Genomic DNA, 17,930 nt, shown 5'->3' with positions numbered 1-17,930 from the left:
GCCTAGGCAGGTTCGGTCACTTTCAACTCAGCCTTGACCAACGCTTCCCGCGCCTGGGCCTCCGCCAACCGATACAACTCGATCGACCCATCCCAATGCTCGATCAGTGCCGTGCAGGATTCGACCCAATCGCCACAATTGAGGTATTCCACCTCGCCCACCCTGCGCATCTCGGCGTGGTGGATATGCCCGCAGACCACGCCATGCAGTTCGCGCTTCACACACTCGTGGGCGATGGCTTCTTCAAAATCGCTGATGAAGCTGACAGCGGTCTTGACCTTGTGCTTGAGGTACGCCGACAACGACCAGTAGCCATAGCCATAGCGGGCCCGCCAATGGTTGAGCCAGCGGTTCAGCGTGAGGGTGAACTCATAGGCCGAATCCCCGAGGAACGCCAGCCAACGATGGTAACGGGTGATGACATCGAACTGGTCGCCATGGATCACCAACAGGTGCCGACCATCGGCGGTGACGTGCACCGCTTCGTCCACCAACTGGATATTGCCCAGGATCAGTTTCGAATAGCGCCGCAGGAATTCGTCATGGTTGCCGGTGACGTAGATCACTTCGGTGCCGCGCTTGCTCATGGTCAGCAAGCGGCGAATGACGTTGGTGTGGGCCTGGGGCCAATACATGCCACCGCGCAGTTTCCAACCATCGATGATGTCGCCCACCAGGTAGATCTTGTCGGCGTGGTAGCCCTTGAGAAACTGCGACAAGTGCTCGGCCTGGCAATCCCGGGTGCCCAGGTGCACATCGGAAATCCACAGGGTGCGAACACGCTGCTTGCGGCTGGGTTTGGCGAGCTCGGCGCTGGTCATTGGGCAACCCTCTGATCGTTTTCGCCACTGTGCACGCCAGCGGTTAATGACCCATGACAAATACAAGTCCATTACGTGACAGCGCGGGTGGTGGGCCCTCGGTGTATGCTGGCGGCCTGACACGGGAGACCGCGATGCGACCGATCCTCACGCTACGCCACTACAGCCACGACTTGATCGTCCACAGCCACGACCACGCGCAACTGGTGTTCGGGCTGTCCGGCGCGCTGGACTTCGAGGTCGAAGGGCGTGGCAGCCAGGTGGTGCAACAGAGTTTCGTGGTAGTGCCCGCCGGAGCCCATCATGCCTGTGGCAGTCCCCAGGGCAGTCGCTGCCTGGTGTTGGATGTGCCCAGTGACGATTGGGTCGGGCAATGCCTGGGCGATCACGCCGACGCCAGTCGCCGCTTGCTCGACGACAGCGCTCGCCTGCCCTTGGACGCGGGGCAAAGTCAGTTGGTCAGTTGGCTGGCGGGCAGCCCGGTGGACGACCCGTTGATTGCCCAGCAAGGCGCGGTGCTGCTGCTGGCGAGTCTTAATGGCGTTCGCCAGCACACCCTCGGCGGCCGGCGCCTGCCCTACGCCGCGCTCAACGCCCACATCGACCAGAACGCCGCCTACCCGTTGCAAGTGGCGGACCTGGCGCGGGTCGCGGGCCTTTCCAGCGCACGCTTGCATGCGCGCTTCATCGCCGAGTGCGGACAAACCCCGATGGAGTACATCCGCAGCCGCCGCTTGCACCAGGCCGTGGCGTTGTTGCGTGAGTCGGACCTGCCCATCGGCGAGATCGCCCACCGGGTCGGCTACAGCTCCCAGAGTGCTTTCGCCGCGGCGGTGCTGCGGGAATTCGGCGCCTCGCCGGGCAAGCTACGGCGCCAACGCTAGATTCGCGCTAAAAATCGCTAGGATCGCGACAGACACTGCCGCCCTACCCGCGCTTAAATACTGCAATCGGCGAGGGGGAACAGTCCTGTGGGAGCGAGCTTGCTCGCGAAGGCGGTGGTTCAGTCACATGGATATTGGGCTTGCTGGCCCTCATCGCGAGCAAGCTCGCTCCCACAGGGAACTGGGTATACATGAATTTTGTGTCTGCTGAAAATCCAGTGTGGGAGCGAGCTTGCTCGCGATTGCTATCTGTCAGTCAATATTTGCATTGCCTGAACCACCGTTTTCGCAAGCAAGCTCGCTCCCACAGAAGACACTCGCCAGTTGCCCCACTGTCTGTTGAAAGGATTGAAATGACGCCCCGTACCGCCCTCGGCGCCCTGCACATTGGTGCACTCATGTTTGGCCTGACCGGTGTCTTCGGCAAACTCGCCGCGGCTTCGCCAGCGATCATCGTGTTCGGTCGCGCCGTCTTCGCCGTGCTGGCCCTGGCGATGTTCGCCCGGTTCGCCAGCAGCAGCCGCTGGCAGAAACTGCGGGCACAGGATGGCCGGCGATTGCTGCTCGGAGGCCTGTTGCTGGCCGGGCACTGGGTCAGTTTTTTCATCGCCGTGAAGGTGGCCGGCGTGGCGATCGCCACGTTGGGATTCGCCAGTTTCCCGGCCTTTACGGTATTGCTCGAGGGGCTGATCTTCCGCGAGCGGATTCGCGCCAATGAAATCTGGCTGGTGGTGTTGGTAAGCGTCGGCCTGGTGTTGGTCACGCCAAACTTCGACCTGGCCAGCGGGGCCACCACCGGCCTGCTGTGGGCCGTGGCTTCGGGGCTGCTGTTTTCCCTGCTGTCATTGACCAACCGTGCCGGTTCCGCGCATGTGCCGCCGGTGCAGGCCGCGCTGTGCCAGAACGTCGTGGTCGGGTTGTGCCTGTTGCCGATGGCCGCGCCACAATTGAGCGACGTTCGCCCCATCGACTGGTTGTGGATCGGCTTGCTCGGCGTGTTTTGCACCGGCCTGGCCCACAGCCTGTTCGTCGCCAGCCTGGCCGTGATCAAGGCCCGCACGGCGGCGGTGGTCTTCGCCATGGAACCGGTCTACGGCATCGCCATGGCCTGGTGGCTGTTCGACGAGCGCCCAACGCTGCGCATGCTGCTGGGCGGCGTGGTGATCATCACGGCCATCGTGATCTCGAGCCAGCTGGGCGGCTCGAAGAAACCGGGGGTTGGCGCCCAAGCCGCGTCTCACTGAACCCGATCGTTGTGGCCCAGGTCCCGCTCCGGGTCGATCCGGTCGCGGACCCGCTGCTTGAGGACCTTGGCCTCGGGAAAACCGCCATCGGCCTTGCGCTCCCAGATCTGCGCACCGTCGCAACTGATGTGGAACACACCGCCGGTGCCCGGCACCAGGGACACCTTGCCCAGGTCGTCACCGAAGGTGCTGAGCAGTTCCTGGGCCAGCCAGGCGGCGCGCAGCAACCATTGGCACTGGGTGCAATACGTGATGACGACTTCCGGTTTGTGTTCGGTCATTGCGGGTGAACTCCTGGGTTCGAAGGCGTCGTTATAATACCTGCCTTTGATCGCCCGCCCCGAGATTGACCATGCGCCGCCTTCTCCCCCTCCTGCTTCTGCTGCTGTTGCCCTTTTTCGTCCAGGCCGTCGAAGCGCCACGCCCGAAAATCGGCCTGGTGCTGTCCGGCGGCGCGGCGCGGGGACTGGCCCACATCGGCGTGCTCAAGGCCCTGGAGGAGCAAGGCATCAAGATCGATGCCATTGCCGGTACCAGCATGGGCGCGGTGATCGGCGGGTTGTATGCCTCGGGCTACAAGATCGACGAACTGGAAAAACTCGCCCTGGGCATCGATTGGCAACAGGCCTTGTCCGATGCGCCGCCACGCAAGGACGTGCCGTTCCGGCGCAAGCAAGATGACCGCGACTTCCTGGTGAAACAGAAACTGAGCTTTCGTGACGACGGCAGCCTCGGCCTGCCCTTGGGGGTCATCCAGGGCCAGAACCTGGCCCTGCTGCTCGAAAGCTTGCTGGCCCATGCCAGCGACACGCGGGACTTCGACAAACTGCCGATCCCGTTTCGCGCCGTCGCCACCGACATCGCCACGGGCGAAAAAGTCGTGTTCCGCAAAGGCCATCTGCCCAAGGTCATTCGCGCCAGCATGTCGATCCCGGCGGTGTTCGCCCCGGTGGAACTGGACGGCCGGCTGCTGGTGGACGGCGGCATGGCCGACAACATCCCGCTGGATGTGGCCCGGGACATGGGCGTTGACGTGGCCATCGTGGTCGACATCGGCACGCCGCTGCGCACCCGCAAGCAACTGGTCACGGTGGTCGACGTGCTGAACCAGTCGACCACCCTGATGACCCGGCGCAACTCCGAGGAACAACTGGCCACCCTGAAAAAAAGCGACATATTGATCCAGCCGGCCCTGGCGAGCTTCGGCTCCACCGACTTCGGCCGAGCCCGGGACATGATCGACGCCGGCTATCGCGCCACCCGGATACTCCAGGCGCGCCTGGCCCCGCTGCGCCCGTCCGAGGCGCCCGACGCCGAACTCATGGCCGCGCGCACGCCCAGCGAACGCACACCGGTCATCACCGCCATTCGTGTGGAGAACGACTCGAAAGTCGGTGATGACGTGATTCGCTACTACATTCGCCAACAAATCGGCGAGCCACTGGACCTGGGGCGCCTGCAGACCGACATGGGCACGCTGTACGGCCTGGACTACTTCGAACAGGTGCAATACCGCGTGGTTCACAAGGGCTCGGACCACACCTTGGTGATCAGCGCCCGGGGCCGACGTACCGGCACCGATTACCTGCGGTTAGGGCTGAGCCTGTCGGACGACATGCGCGGCGACAGCGCTTTCAACCTGGGGGCCAGCTATCGGGTCAACGGCATCAATCGCCTGGGCGCCGAGTGGCTGACCCGGGCGCAGATCGGCGACAAGCAGGAGTTGTACAGCGAGTTCTATCAGCCATTGGACGTCGGCTCGCGCTACTTCATCGCCCCCTATGGGCAATTCGAATCACGCAACGTGGAGTCGATCCTGGACAACGATCCGGTGGCCCAGTATCGCGTCGAACGCTATGGCTTCGGGCTCAATGTGGGCCGCCAGATCGGCAACAGCGGCGAAATCCGCTTCGGTGTCGGCCAGGCCTGGGGCAAGGCGGATGTGCGCATCGGCGACCATGACCAGCCCAGCGAGGATTTCAACGAGGGTTTCTACGAGCTCAAGTATTCGTTCGACTCCCTCGACAGTGTCTATTTTCCCCATGAAGGCGAAGACATCGGCCTGAGCTGGCGCCAATACGAACCGGGGCTGGGCTCCGACCAGCGTTACCGCCAGTGGGAATTCAAACTGGACAAGGCCCTGAGCAGCGGCCCGGACACCTTCATCCTCGGCGGACGCTACGGCCGCACCCTGGACACCGCTGAGGTCGTGACCTCCAGCTTTGTGCTCGGTGGCGCGCGGCAACTGTCGGGCTTTCGCGAAGATGGGGTGTCCGGACAGAACATAAGCCTGATGCGCGCCGTGTATTACCGCCGCCTCACACCACGGGCCTACCTGCCATTGGACTTCCCGCTGTACATCGGCGGCTCGTTGGAACGCGGCCGGGCCTGGAACAACGACAACGAATTCGACAGCGGCTACATCAACGCCGCCAGCATTTTCCTCGGCTTCGATACACCGCTGGGGCCCTTGAACTTCAGCTATGGCTTTAACGACGACGATGAACAGGCGGTGTACCTGAACCTGGGGCAGACGTTTTGAGGAGCTGGGTGTTTGCCTGGGCTGGATTGATAGCCTGACCCACTGCTATTGCGAGCAGGCTCGCTCCCACAAGGGTTCCCTGGCGGTCGCGAGCTCGATGCTTACGCAAATCCCTGTGGGAGCGAGCTTGCTCGCGATAGCGCCGGCACATTCAATATCGAGCAAGCTGATCCACCGCAATCGCGAGCAGGCTCGCTCCCACATGGGCTCGCGGGGGGTCATCAATCCGAAGTTCAGCGAATCCCCGCCAGCAGCACCCGGGCGGTCTGCTTGAGGGGTTCGTCACCCTCTTCGAGCAGCTCTTCAAGCAGGGTGACGGCGGTCTTCAGGTCGCCATCGTCGATGCAGTTCTGTGCCTGTTCCAGCTTGACCGAATGTTCCGGGGCCTGGGGTTCGAGGGACACGGTGTCCTGAGAAACAGGTTCAAGGGTCAACGGCTCAAATTCCAGTGCCTGTTCTTCATCGGCAAAGCCATCGAGGAAGGCATCGTCCAGCGACTCGGTTTCCAGGGGGGCTTCCCATTGAAGCTCCGGCTCGTCGAAACCTGAAAGCGACAAGCCCTCGACAGTGTTGTCAGCCAGTGGTGTTGCAAGATTTTCTTCGGCCGGGGTGCCCTGGTCATCCGCCAGGTCCCAGCTGGTTTCCATGGACAGCGCGTCCAGGTCCAGCTCGAACTCATCACTGGGTGCCTGTTCAGGTTCAGGCGCAGGAGGTGGTACCTGGGGCTGCGCCTGTTCCACCGTCGGTGCGGTGATCAAGGCAACCTTGGGATAGCGCCCGCGGATATCCTCCAGCGTCCCGGCATCGACGCCTTGTGCCAGCAGATGATGTTCCTGGGCCTGGAAGCCGATGACATCGCCCTGCTTGCCCAATACCTCCAGCAACTTGAGGCCCAGGTCGGTGCGTTCCGGTTCGGCCAGCAATGCCGCGCGCAACAGCCCCGCAGCCTCGGTGAAACGGCCGTAGGTCAGGTAGATCCCGACGCCCTCCAACACATCACCCAAGGGCGCATCGCCGTTGTTGAACGAGGCCGCGGCCTCGGATGGCTCCGTGTCGGGGATTGATGCAAAGGTTTCGTCGCCCTCCTCCAGCATCGGTTCGGGGCGCTCGGTCATCGGCTCCAACTCGGCCTGCTGCTGGCGACGCCGAATGAACAGTAACAATGCGAGCAACCCCACCAGGGCCACCAACCCCGCCACCCATGTCCAATTGATGCCCTCTGGCTCAGCGGTCGGTTCGGTAACGGGGGATACGTCCGGAGCCGGCTCCGACACAGGCTGCGCCGGTTGTGGTTGCGCTGGCGCAACGGGGGCTGGCGTCTCGGCCAGCCGAGTCTGCAATTCGCTGATCTGCTGGCGCTGGCCGGCGATTTCCTCGTCCTGGGCCTGGAGCCGCGCCTGCAGTTCCTCGATGGTCTTCTGTTGCTGCTGGTTCTGCAGCACGCTGGCGGTCAACTGCTCATCGGACGCGGCGGAGACCTGGCCAGCGGTGGATGCAGCCGCTGTCGGCAGCACGGCCGAGTCGGGCAATAACAGGCGCTGGCCAATGGAGAGCCGGTCGCTGCCGGGGTTCAAGGCCTGGATCCCTTGCATCAACTCATTGACCGACGCGGTGCTACCGGCGTCATGCAGGCGCTGGGCAATCACCCAGGGGTTGTCTCCCTGCACGACCGTATAGCGCTTGCCCTGTACCGCCGGGGGCGGCTTGATGGCCGGGGTGGCCTGGTTCGGTGTCGCAGGCTGCGGAGCCGTGGACGGTTCGTCACGGGCCGGCACGATACCCGGTGTGCCCGGTGGGTCGATCAACACGGTGTATTCGCGCAGCAGGCGCCCGTTGGGCTGATTGAGCTGCACCAGGAAATTGAGAAAGGGTTCCTCCACCGGCTTGCTGGACGTCACCCGAATGAAGCTGCGCTCGCCGCGCAATACCGGCGTAAAGCGCAGGTTGTTGAGAAAGAACACCCGCTCCACACCCGCACGATTGAAATCGTCCGGGCTCGCCAGGCTCGCTGAAAGTTCACCTTCGCCGAGCCCGGCCACATCGACCAGGGCGATATCGGCACGCAACGGCTGGTTCAAGGCGGAATGGAGCGTGATCTCGCCAAGCCCCAGCGCTGACGCCAAGGCCGGAAAGCCCAGGGCACCCACGACGATCGACACGTTGACCCAACTGCGCAACGTGGACTGCAAACTTTCAAGCATGGGTATCCCTTTCGATTACCAGAACCAACCTCGGCGTAAACGCTCCCAATAGGAGCGCTTACTACTGGTTATAGTTCGCTAACCGACGAATCTCAAAAGTCTGACGCCAGGGATCTGCCTCAGGATTTTTCCAGGTTGGCCAGGATCGTGCCGTGAACCCGCATGCACACGCGCATGTCCGCCTCGTCGACACCTTCGAACAGCTCCCGGCGCAATTGCGTGGCGATGGTTTCGATCTGTTCGATCAACGGTAGGGCCGGTGCGCAGAGCACGATTTTCTTGGCCCGGCGGTCTTCTGCCACGGCTTGGCGCTGCACCAGCCCCTGGGTTTCCAGGCTGTCAAGCAACCGGGCCAGGGTCGGGCCTTCGACGGCGACACTCTGGGCCAGTTCACGCTGGGTCGGCGCCTGTTCGAAACGGGCCAGGTGCAGCAGCACCAACCAGCGCGCCTGGGACAGGCCCAGCCCGGCCAGGCGACGGTCCAGTTCGGCACGCCAGCCCCGAGACATCTGCGCCAACTGCATGCCAAAACGGTGTTGATCGGTTAACGGCATAAAAAACTCATCAGATCTGAAATAGAGAAAAACTAATTATTAGTCAGCTAAGCATGAGCTTTGGATTCAAGCAAGGCTCGCCTTGTACTGAATCGTTAAAGGAGCGCAACTCACTGATCAGACTTCAAATTCCGACTGCAACGCAGCCCTGACGCAGTACAGCACACCTTCGGGCACCCGTCCGACAAACAGCGCGGCGACTTCGGACACCGGCGGTAACTCGCCTTCGCCATCCAGAAACGCGTCCTGTACCTCGCCCATCAGCTCCTCGGGCAAATCCAGTGCCTGTTCCAGGGACAACTGCTGTTTGCCGATGGCCTCGGCCAGCATCGTGTAGACGTTTTTCTCCGAACACTGCAATTGCCCGGCGATCTGCAACGGTGTCATGCCGGCCCGCGCCAGCGTAATGAGCTCGTGGCGCACATCGGCCACCGCTTTCGGCGCTTCGGTCTCGCCCCCCAGGACCTGGAGGAAGGCTTCGCCATAACGCTCCAGCTTGCGCGCCCCCACGCCACTGACCCGGGCCATTTCCGCCAGGGAGGTGGGTTGGCTGCGGAGCATTTCCAGCAGCGTCGAATCGGGGAAGATGACGTACGGCGGCACGCCGTGCTCCTCGGCCAGCTTGCGACGCAAGGCGCGCAAGGCTTCCCATTGATCGCGCTCTTCGCCACGCACCAGTTGGCTGGCCTGGCTCTTGCTGCTCTTGACCGCCGTTGCCGGCTTGAGGTCGCGGCGCAGTTCGAGGGTGACCTCGCCTTTGAGCAACGGCCGGCAAGTCGCACTCAGGCGCAGGCCGCCGTAGCCTTCCAGGTCGATGTCCGCCAGGCCGCGGGCCACCAGTTGCCGGAACAATGAGCGCCACTCGCTCTCGGTGCGCGCCTTGCCCACGCCGAACACCGAGAGGTGCTGGTGGCCAAAGCTGCGGACCTTTTCGTTGTCCTTGCCCAGCAAGACATCCACCAGGTGCCCGACGCCGTAGCGCTGGCCGGTACGGAAAATCGCCGACAAGGCCTGGCGGGCCGGCTCGGTGGCGTCCCAGGTTTCCACGCCATCGACGCAATTGTCGCAATGCCCGCACGGCTGGGGCATGTCTTCGTCGAAATAGGCCAGCAAGGTCTGGCGACGGCAGCGGGTTTCTTCGCACAGCGAGAGCATGGCGTCGAGCTTGTGCTGCTCCAGGCGCTTGTGGCGCTCATCGCCTTCGGAGCTCTGCAACATTTGCTTGAGCATCACCACGTCTTGCAGGCCGTAGGCCATCCAGGCATCGGCCGGCAAGCCGTCACGGCCGGCACGCCCGGTTTCCTGGTAGTACGCTTCGAGAGACTTGGGCAGGTCCAGGTGCGCGACAAAGCGCACGTTGGGCTTGTCGATGCCCATGCCGAACGCAATGGTGGCCACCATGATCAGGCCTTCCTCGTTGAGGAAGCGCTTCTGGTGATAGGCCCGCAGGTCGTTGGGCAGGCCGGCGTGATACGGCAGCGCCGGGAACCCTTGCTCACACAGGAACGCCGCCACTTCATCGACCTTTTTGCGCGACAGGCAATAGACAATGCCGGCATCGCTGCGGCGCTCGGCGAGGAACGCCAGCAACTGCTTGCGCGGCTGCTCCTTGGGCACGATGCGGTAGAAAATATTGGGACGGTCGAAGCTGGACAGGAACCGCTCGGCATCCTGCAAGTGCAGGCGCTCGACGATTTCCTCGCGGGTACGCTTGTCGGCGGTGGCGGTCAGGGCGATGCGCGGCACGTCGGGGAACAGTTCCGCCAATTGCCCCAGTTGCAGATACTCACGCCGGAAATCGTGACCCCATTGCGATACGCAGTGGGCTTCGTCGATGGCGAACAGGGCGATTTCCAGGCTCTGCAGGAACGCCAGCATGCGCGGCTGCACCAGGCGTTCCGGGGCCAGGTACAACATCTTCACTTCACCGCGCTTGATCCGCGTCGCCAGGTCCCGCTGTTGCTCGGCGCTGAGGGTGGAGTTCAGCGAAGCGGCGGCGACACCCAGTTCCTCGAGGGTCGCGACCTGGTCGTCCATCAGCGCGATCAGCGGCGAAACCACCACCGCCAGGCCGTTGCGCAGCAGCGCCGGCACCTGGAAGCACAAGGATTTGCCGCCGCCGGTGGGCATGAGTACCAAGGCATCGCCACCGCTGGCCACGCGCTCAATAATGGCACCCTGGCGGCCACGAAAACTGTCGTAGCCGAAGATGTCCTTGAGGACGCGTTGAGCCTGTTCGAGCATAGAAACTCCAAAAATCACCGAAACATCCCTGCAAGGCTGGTTCAGAATCGCAAACGCTGCACCGGCAAATCGTAAGTGCGCGTTTCGAATCGACGGGACGCCGCAGGGCATCACAAAACGCGGCAGTATACCCGAGGCCTTCGCCGCAAAGGGGGCTGCTGACAAGAGGTGCTGGCGATCTTCCGGTTGCCCCAGTCCCTGTGGGAGCGAGCTTGCTCGCGATAGCGGTGGATCAGCTTGAGCAAGTGTTGAATGCCATACCCTCATCGCGAGCAAGCTCGCTCCCACATCTGAGCTGCGGTGCCCCCCATTTGTGTCCACCCTCGGACCGTCGAGAGGCAAATACGCCACGCGGCTGGCCTGGGCGCTCAAGAAGGCCTAGAATTCCCGCATTGTTTATTCCCCAAGGTAGCCCGTAATGTCCTTCGCTGAGCAACTGACCCGCCTGCAAGTCTTCCTCGACGCCGATGAGCTGCACGATGAAGCGCTGGACTACGTGGCCGCTCACGGCTACCTGACCGCCCTGTCCATCTGCTCCGAACAGGTGCCGGACCGTGAGTGGATCGACGCCCTGTTCGCCGAAGAGCCGCATTACGCCAGCGAAGCCCAGCGCGAGGAAGTCGAAGCCACCCTGATCGGCCTCAAGGCCCACATCGCCCGCCAACTGGCTTCCGACGAGGAATTCGAACTGCCCTGCGAGCTGGACCTGGGTGATGACCCGGACGATTCGGAACTGCGTGGCTGGTGCATCGGTTTCATGGAAGGCGTGTTTCTGCGCGAAGCCGCCTGGTTCGAAACCGCCGAAGAGGAAGTCAGCGAAATGCTGCTGCCGATCATGGTCGGTTCCGGCCTGTTCGACGAGCAACCGGAGTTCTCCGACATCGCCGCCGACGCGAACCTGATGGACGACATGATCGTCCAGATCCCCGAAGCCCTCACCGCCCTGTACCTGCTGTGCAACGCCCCGGACGAGAAACCGGCGATCCTCAAGCCGCGTCACCACTGAGTGACCGAGTGCCCTCGCCAGTCGGCAATCGCCCGCTGATCCTGCGTTACGCTCTACTGGCCATCGGCTGGCTGAGCGTAGTACTGGGGGTCATCGGCATTTTCATTCCCGTACTGCCCACTACCCCCTTCCTGCTGCTGGCCGCGGCCTGCTTCGCCCGCAGTTCTCCGCGCTTTTACCACTGGCTGGTCGGACATCCCCGCCTCGGCCCGTGGATCAGCGACTACCTCAGCGGCAACGGCATCCCGCTCAAGGGCAAGGTCTATGCCATCGGGCTGATGTGGGCGAGCATCCTGCTGTCCTGCTACCTGGTGCCGCTGCCGTGGGCTCGGGGATTCATGCTCACCAGTGCGGTGCTGGTGACGGTTTATATCCTCAGGCAGAAGACACTGCGCAAGCCTTGAAGCGGGGGCAAGCCGGCCCGAGCTACCCTCGCCACCTTTGTGCATCTTTTCCTACTCCGGACGAGTCCGATGCCGGTCCCCCTAACGGCCAACGCTTCACCATCGTAAATGGCGTCGACACCGAATCCCTACTCGCCAACCTCAGCGAAACCCTGGCCTCGGCCAATTATTCGATCTGGAAGGTTCACAGCGCCATGTGGCCCTGGGCTTCAGCAGTTGATCGAACTGAGTGGATTGCTGGCGAACCGGGCGCTGGATAATGTCGATCCGCGCTAGCCGACACACCACAAAACCCCGTGGCGAGGGAGCTTGCTCCCGCTGGGTGGCGCAGCCGCCCCAAATGGCTTGACGCGGTTCTCCAGGCAGACCGCGCCGGCCGGTTTCACGACGGCTGCGCCGCCGAGCGGGAGCAAGCTCCCTCGCCACAGGAAATCTGTGCTCGGGCAACGCCAATGTCCATCGGGCAAACCCAAACCCGAACCGCTCGTCTTAAATCAGCCCTCACCTGTAAGTTCTGACAGTAGCCAAGCCCCCCGCGTCCGAGCTGTGATAGTGACCTGAAGTCCATCACTTTCCAATGAAGAGGGGGCGCATCATGACCGACTCGTCGACCACCGCCGATCAAACCGTACTGGTGCTGTACCCACCCAGGCTGCCTCGCGCCACGACCCCCGTGACAGGCGCCGTTTACGGCGTACCCAAGCACATTTATGACCTGGAGCCCATGGGCTGCACGGTGGAGGTTGGTGCTTATGGGGAGCAGGCCAGAGGCGACACGGTCTCGATCAACTTGAACGGCGAGTTGGCACTGGACAGCCGACAGACTCAAGACATCAATGACACGGTCACGCTGTACATCCCACACGGCAAATTGTTACCGGGCATCGTCAATCGGCTGACTTACACGGTGACACGCGGCAGTGAGAATCTGGGGACGTCGGAGCCCCCGCTGGAGATTCTCTATAACAGTATCCGCCCCGGCATCGAGGACACGACGCCCGGCGACAATGCGCATTCCGAGTTAGTGTTACTGCTGCCGGACGAAATCAAGAACGGCGTGGGCCCCGGTTTCACCCGAGCGACGGTCTGCGTGGCTTACCCATATTGCCGGGCCTATGACCGTATCCGCCTCAACTGCAACGGTCATGACGTGTATCACACCGTCACTGTCACCGAAGCTCCCGCGCCGCCGGCCCATGGTTCGGCGACACCGACCACGGTGTGCTTCGATATCACCAGCGCCGACCTGAGGGACGATCCTGAGTTCAGGTTTTCCTTCACCGTCAACGACCAGCTCAACAACTCCCCGGACCCCGACGCCCCCTGGTCGGCGGTGCACATCGTGGACGTGGACCAGGCCGGCCAACGATTGCCGGAGCCGATTCCAAGGGAAATCCTCAGCGAGACGGGCGATGACCCAAGCATCATCGACCTTGCAAAACTGGATACCAACCCTCTGTCATTGATCATCTTGACCGGTGATTCCCGCTTTTTACCGGGAGACACGATCGTGGCAACCTATGTGGCGAAGGTCGCTGGTCAGCCGGATGTGGTAGTCCCCGCGACGGGGATGGTTGAAACCGATGAGCTCGGGCAGAAAAAGGCCTGCGTCCTGACGATTCCCAACGACAAGGTCATTGCGGGCAGTACGGTGCTGATGTCATACATATTGTCCAGAAGCGGCACAACCGTAGGGGAATCGCAAACGGCCACGGCAACTGTTACGGGCACCTCGGATGAGCACCTGCCCATTGACCAAAGTCTGATGGAGCTTAACGGTGTGGAAGTATTCCTCGCGGAGCATATTACCGAACCATGGACTCAGACCAATAATCACGGCCCTGAAAACCAACGCCGCCGAACCCCAAACGGAGGCACTGCGCCATTTGGGTACAGTTCGGCGGACAACACTATAGCGACTGTAAGTACTGATGGACTTGTGACCGGCCTGCGCAACGGACGCACCTTGATCACCGTGATCGACGCTCATACAAAATGGGCCTCCTACGAGGTTCAGGTCTCGAACAAATATGAGATTGAAACTCGTAGTGGATACGCCACGGGGGTAAATTTATATACATGGTCGCTAAATCAAGTGAAACCCGTACTGCCACGCCCTTCGGAAATTACAGGGTTGCGCGAGGCGATCCTGCGCAGGTTTCCAAATAAAAATGAATACCTTTACCCTGCCTGGAACCCTGCTAATCAGGTCCTATATGCCGCCTGCCGGGTAAGTGGGCACGACCCGTACCCAATTAATGTGGGAACACTAACGGTACACTTTCTTACCGCAGAAAATATACTCGGTGTAGCCACAACACCTGTTTCAGGACTCGGCAATGCGGCAGGATGGGGTTTCCGCCTCCGTAATGCGCCTCAGCTAGACGCAGCCACCGCCGAGCGCTACAGCCAACTTGTCGAAGCAAGTGCTGAGCTGGCGGTCGTACCAGAAAATCAAGAGTAGTGAAAGGCTACCCTCTTCTGTGGCGAGGGGCTTACTCCCTCGCCACAGGAAATCTGTGCTCGGGCAACTCCAAATGTCCATCGGGCAATCCCAAACCCGAACCACTCGTCTTAAACCAGCCCTCACCTGTAAGTTCTGACAGTAGCCAAGCCCCCCGCGTCCGAGCTGTGATAGCGACCTGGAGTCCATCACTTTCCAATGAAGAGGGGGCGCATCATGACCGACTCGTCGACCACCGCCGATCAAACCGTACTGGTGCTGTACCCACCCAGGCTGCCTCGCGCCACGACCCCCGTGACAGGCGCCCATTACGGCGTACCCAAGCACATTTATGACCTGGAGCCCATGGGCTGCACGGTGGAGGTTGATGCTTATGTGGGGCAGGTCAGAGGCGACACGGTCTCGATCAACTTGAACGGCGAACTGGCGGTGGATAGCCGACAGACTCAAGACATCAATGACACGGTCACGCTGTACATCCCACACGGCAAATTGTTACCGGGCATCGTCAATCGGCTGACTTACACGGTGACACGCGGCAGTGAGAATCTGGGGACGTCGGAGCCCCCGCTGGAGATTCTCTATAACAGTATCCGCCCCGGCATCGAGGACACGACGCCCGGCGACAATGCGCATTCCGAGTTAGTGTTACTGCTGCCGGACGAAATCAAGAACGGCGTGGGCCCCGGTTTCACCCGAGCGACGGTCTGCGTGGCTTACCCATATTGCCGGGCCTATGACCGTATCCGCCTCAACTGCAACGGTCATGACGTGTATCACACCGTCACTGTCACCGAAGCTCCCGCGCCGCCGGCCCATGGTTCGGCGACACCGACCACAGTGTGTTTCGAGGTCACCAGCGCCGACCTGAGGGACGATCCTGAATTCAGGTTTTCCTTCACCGTCAACGACCAGCTCAACAACTCCCCGGACCCCGACGCTCCCTGGTCGGCGGTGCACACCGTGGACGTGGACCAGGCCGGTAGCCGCTTGCCACAGCCGATCCCACGGGAAATTGCCAGTGACGCCGGCGACGACCCCAGCATCATCGACCTCGACAAACTCGGGGCCAACCCATTGTTGTTGATCGTCTTGACTGGCGACTCGCGCTTCATGCCTGACGACACGGTGGAGGCGACTTATGTGGTGAAGGTCGCTGGTCAGCCGGATGTCGTAGTCCCCGCGACGGGAACGGTTGAAACCGATGGGCTCGGGCAGAAACAGGCCTGCGTCCTGACGATCCCCAACGACAAAGCCATTGCGGGCAGTACGGTGCAGGCGTCCTACCGGTTGCTCAGGAGCACGGCACTGGTGGGCACCTCGAAAATCGCCCGGGCCACCGTCATCGGGGAAGGGACCGGGCTGGATCTGGATCCGCCCAGCGTCAAAGAAGCGAACGGCAACAGCCTCGACCCGGTTGCTGCAAAAGATAGACTGACCATCGTGGTGCCCCCCAACGCCGCCCTGCGTCCCGACGATAAACTGAAGGTCACCTGGACCGGTGCGCCAGGCACACCTGCCGGGGGGTCTTACATCTCGGGCGAGTCTCTGGTCAGCGCGGGGCTGGACATCGAGATTCCCAACAGCGTGGTGGCCTTCAACCTGGGCAAGTCGGTGAAGGTGTCTTATGAGGTCATTCGGGGCACCGAGACGCCGATCCCTTCAGCCGTTTTTAACCTGGCGGTGCAGACGCTCGCCCAGGCCGACCTCCTGCTAGCCAAGCCGAAGATTCTGGAAGCGGCCAACCAGGGCGAAGGGCCCGAGCTGGACCTGAGCACCCTCAGCGTCGACGCCACCTGCTGGCTCGGCACCTGGCCGCTTATCGCACCGGACCAGGACGTCTGGCTGCGCTTGAAAGGGACGAAAGCCGACGGGACCACCGGATACAACTGGAACATCTGGGCACCACCGCCCCGCGGGCCAAGGGTCAATCCAGCGTGGATCAGCCAAGGAAAATATGAGGTGCCGGCACCTTACGCCTACCTGAAGGAACTGAAGGACGGCAGTGAGTTGACGATGGAGTTCAAGGTGGATTTCAACCAGACCACCAGCGAGCCTAATGCGCAGATCTTCCCGTTGCGCACCTATGTTATCCATCTGAACCAACTGGCTGCGCCAGAAATCACCTCGGTCAAAGATGCCAAAGGCGTTGATATTCCCGATGGCACAAGCACCGAGGAGACCGCCGTCACGCTCAAAGGCACGGGTGTTAGCGATAAGAGAGTGGAGATTTTTGACAATCTCGATTTCAAAGGTAACGCCTACGTCGAGGGCGGTATCTGGACCCATCCCGTCATCGGCTTAGCCACCGGCTACCACAGCTTCACCGCCAAGGGGATCTACGGTGCCGAACCGGTGTCGCAACCCTGGACTTTTACCGTCGGGACCTCCGAAATCATCGACACAACCCCACATGTATTTACCAAAGTCATCTACACCACCAGCAACTTCGCCCCGAAAAACCGCTACTACGACTTGGAACGCAAGCCTACCGGTGGAACGCCTCCGTATACCTACAGGTCCAGCAAGCCAAGCGTCGCCACAGTCGATGTCGACGAGGGCGGCGTTCTGATCAAAGGGGCCGGAACCGCCACGATCACGGTCCGCGACTCCACGGGGAAGGCCTCAAGCTACAATGTCACAGCCAGCATGGTTCACGACGTTATTTTAAATAACGGGAACGCCTACATGGATGCATGGCAAGCCAATACCTGGGCTACGCCGTATGTTCAGGCCGGGGGCTTCAGGCCCGAATTTGGTTGGGGCACCTCTCTGAATACGCGTTTTGAGATAGGAAGCGAGTGGCTATATCCGGATGCATTGATATGGGCGCCTCCGCCTCTGCCTCCGAACGGTAGTTGGGGTTTTACCTCGTTCGCCTCGGACATCGTGAGTTTTACCGACAACGCCACGCTTTTCGCGGGACGGGCCTTGATCTGTAAGCGGGTCAGTGGGTAATACGCCACGTGGGTCCTGGGACCGACTTCCAACGATGACGGACCCGGCGCTGGATAACGTCGATCCGCGCTAACCGCCACACCACAAAACCCTGTGGCGAGGGAGCTTGCTCCCGCTGGGTGGCGTAGCCGCCCCAAATGGCTTGACGCGGTTTCCCAGACAGACCGCGCCTGTCGGTTTCACGACGGCTGCGCCGCCGAGCGGGAGCAAGCTCCCTCGCCACAAGGGCCTGTTTACTCTCGGCAAATCTGTGTAGCGCCAGCAAGATCTTGTGCGGTCCAAAATGGACAACACCCGCCATGTCCTGAATGGACATGGCGGGTTTTATCGTGGCCCTAGGCATTCAGCAATTGATCGAACTGAGCGGACTGCTGGCGAACCGGGCGTTGGATAACGTCGACCCGCGCTAGCCGACACACCAAAAAAACCTGTGGCGAGGGAGCTTGCTCCCGCTGGGTGGCGCAGCCGCCCCAAATGGCTTGACGCGGTTTCCAGGCAGACCGCGCCAGTCGGCTTTACGACGGCTGTGCCGCCGAGCGGGAGCAAGCTCCCTCGCCACAAGGGCCTGTTTACTCTCGGCAAATCTGTGTAGCGCCAGCAAGATCTTG

General features: G+C 61.8%; 12 protein-coding genes and 2 pseudogenes. 9 read left to right on the top strand and 5 right to left on the bottom strand.

The window, feature by feature from the left end:
• Nucleotides 1-2 precede the first annotated feature (2 nt).
• Complete coding sequence (locus AC515T_RS07860; protein ID WP_496532045.1) at nt 3-821, bottom strand: UDP-2,3-diacylglucosamine diphosphatase; 819 nt, start codon at nt 819-821, stop codon at nt 3-5.
• Between the two features lie 134 nt (nt 822-955).
• Here AC515T_RS07860 and AC515T_RS07855 point away from each other — a divergent pair, with 134 nt between their 5' ends.
• On the top strand, nt 956-1,705 hold the full coding sequence (locus AC515T_RS07855; protein ID WP_496532044.1) for a helix-turn-helix transcriptional regulator: 750 nt from the start codon (nt 956-958) through the stop codon (nt 1,703-1,705).
• A gap of 353 nt (nt 1,706-2,058) precedes the next feature.
• Complete coding sequence (locus AC515T_RS07850; protein WP_496532043.1) at nt 2,059-2,949, top strand: DMT family transporter; 891 nt, start codon at nt 2,059-2,061, stop codon at nt 2,947-2,949.
• On the opposite strand, the gene AC515T_RS07845 is transcribed toward AC515T_RS07850, so the two are convergent.
• Nucleotides 2,943-3,230, bottom strand: coding sequence for an Rdx family protein (locus AC515T_RS07845; protein WP_060738678.1), 288 nt, complete (start codon nt 3,228-3,230; stop codon nt 2,943-2,945). The two genes, AC515T_RS07850 and AC515T_RS07845, sit on opposite strands and share 7 nt — an antisense overlap.
• Nucleotides 3,231-3,301: 71 nt before the next feature.
• Here AC515T_RS07845 and AC515T_RS07840 point away from each other — a divergent pair, with 71 nt between their 5' ends.
• Entirely contained in the window at nt 3,302-5,491 is a 2,190-nt protein-coding gene (locus tag AC515T_RS07840) for a patatin-like phospholipase family protein (protein WP_496532042.1), read from the top strand.
• A 233-nt stretch (nt 5,492-5,724) separates the two neighbouring features.
• Here the strand turns inward: AC515T_RS07840 and AC515T_RS07835 are convergent, their stop codons facing one another.
• The 3 genes from AC515T_RS07835 to recQ form a co-directional block, all read right to left on the bottom strand.
• Nucleotides 5,725-7,692 (bottom strand): FimV/HubP family polar landmark protein, encoded by a 1,968-nt coding sequence (locus AC515T_RS07835; protein WP_496532041.1) that lies wholly within the window; start codon nt 7,690-7,692, stop codon nt 5,725-5,727.
• 119 nt (nt 7,693-7,811) lie between these two features.
• Nucleotides 7,812-8,246 (bottom strand): MarR family transcriptional regulator, encoded by a 435-nt coding sequence (locus AC515T_RS07830; RefSeq protein ID WP_003199001.1) that lies wholly within the window; start codon nt 8,244-8,246, stop codon nt 7,812-7,814.
• A 117-nt stretch (nt 8,247-8,363) separates the two neighbouring features.
• Nucleotides 8,364-10,490 carry a DNA helicase RecQ gene (gene recQ / locus AC515T_RS07825; RefSeq protein ID WP_496532040.1) on the bottom strand — a complete coding sequence of 709 codons (2,127 nt, stop codon included), beginning with the start codon at nt 10,488-10,490 and terminating at the stop codon, nt 8,364-8,366.
• A gap of 418 nt (nt 10,491-10,908) precedes the next feature.
• Here recQ and AC515T_RS07820 point away from each other — a divergent pair, with 418 nt between their 5' ends.
• The 6 genes and pseudogenes from AC515T_RS07820 to AC515T_RS07795 form a co-directional block, all read left to right on the top strand.
• A complete protein-coding gene (locus tag AC515T_RS07820) occupies nt 10,909-11,496 on the top strand; it encodes a UPF0149 family protein (protein WP_053182939.1) in 588 nt (195 codons plus the stop codon).
• An 8-nt stretch (nt 11,497-11,504) separates the two neighbouring features.
• Nucleotides 11,505-11,900, top strand: a complete 396-nt coding sequence (locus AC515T_RS07815) for a YbaN family protein (protein WP_496532039.1) — start codon at nt 11,505-11,507, stop codon at nt 11,898-11,900.
• Nucleotides 11,901-11,968: 68 nt separating this feature from the next.
• Nucleotides 11,969-12,176: pseudogene (locus tag AC515T_RS07810) on the top strand (DUF6124 family protein); the annotation flags it as partial.
• A 319-nt stretch (nt 12,177-12,495) separates the two neighbouring features.
• Complete coding sequence (locus AC515T_RS07805; protein WP_496532038.1) at nt 12,496-14,364, top strand: immunoglobulin-like domain-containing protein; 1,869 nt, start codon at nt 12,496-12,498, stop codon at nt 14,362-14,364.
• Nucleotides 14,365-14,580: 216 nt separating this feature from the next.
• Nucleotides 14,581-17,322, top strand: a complete 2,742-nt coding sequence (locus AC515T_RS07800; RefSeq protein WP_496532037.1) for an immunoglobulin-like domain-containing protein — start codon at nt 14,581-14,583, stop codon at nt 17,320-17,322.
• 329 nt (nt 17,323-17,651) lie between these two features.
• Nucleotides 17,652-17,732 (top strand): annotated as a pseudogene (locus tag AC515T_RS07795) (DUF6124 family protein); the annotation flags it as partial.
• Nucleotides 17,733-17,930: the final 198 nt, after the last annotated feature.

The sequence above is a fragment of the Pseudomonas sp. FSO-7 genome, from assembly GCF_059579345.1.
The sequence above is the reverse complement of the archived record's forward strand: the minus strand, read 5'-3'. Positions and strand labels throughout refer to the sequence as shown.

Coding starts and splice junctions, on each gene's coding strand:
- AC515T_RS07835 (WP_496532041.1), bottom strand. CDS start 7,692: ATGCTTGAAAGTTTGCAGTCCACGTTGCGCAGTTGGGTCAACGTGTCG.
- AC515T_RS07840 (WP_496532042.1), top strand. CDS start 3,302: ATGCGCCGCCTTCTCCCCCTCCTGCTTCTGCTGCTGTTGCCCTTTTTC.
- AC515T_RS07820 (WP_053182939.1), top strand. CDS start 10,909: ATGTCCTTCGCTGAGCAACTGACCCGCCTGCAAGTCTTCCTCGACGCC.
- AC515T_RS07800 (WP_496532037.1), top strand. CDS start 14,581: ATGACCGACTCGTCGACCACCGCCGATCAAACCGTACTGGTGCTGTAC.
- AC515T_RS07845 (WP_060738678.1), bottom strand. CDS start 3,230: ATGACCGAACACAAACCGGAAGTCGTCATCACGTATTGCACCCAGTGC.
- AC515T_RS07805 (WP_496532038.1), top strand. CDS start 12,496: ATGACCGACTCGTCGACCACCGCCGATCAAACCGTACTGGTGCTGTAC.
- AC515T_RS07850 (WP_496532043.1), top strand. CDS start 2,059: ATGACGCCCCGTACCGCCCTCGGCGCCCTGCACATTGGTGCACTCATG.
- AC515T_RS07855 (WP_496532044.1), top strand. CDS start 956: ATGCGACCGATCCTCACGCTACGCCACTACAGCCACGACTTGATCGTC.
- AC515T_RS07830 (WP_003199001.1), bottom strand. CDS start 8,246: ATGCCGTTAACCGATCAACACCGTTTTGGCATGCAGTTGGCGCAGATG.
- recQ (WP_496532040.1), bottom strand. CDS start 10,490: ATGCTCGAACAGGCTCAACGCGTCCTCAAGGACATCTTCGGCTACGAC.
- AC515T_RS07860 (WP_496532045.1), bottom strand. CDS start 821: ATGACCAGCGCCGAGCTCGCCAAACCCAGCCGCAAGCAGCGTGTTCGC.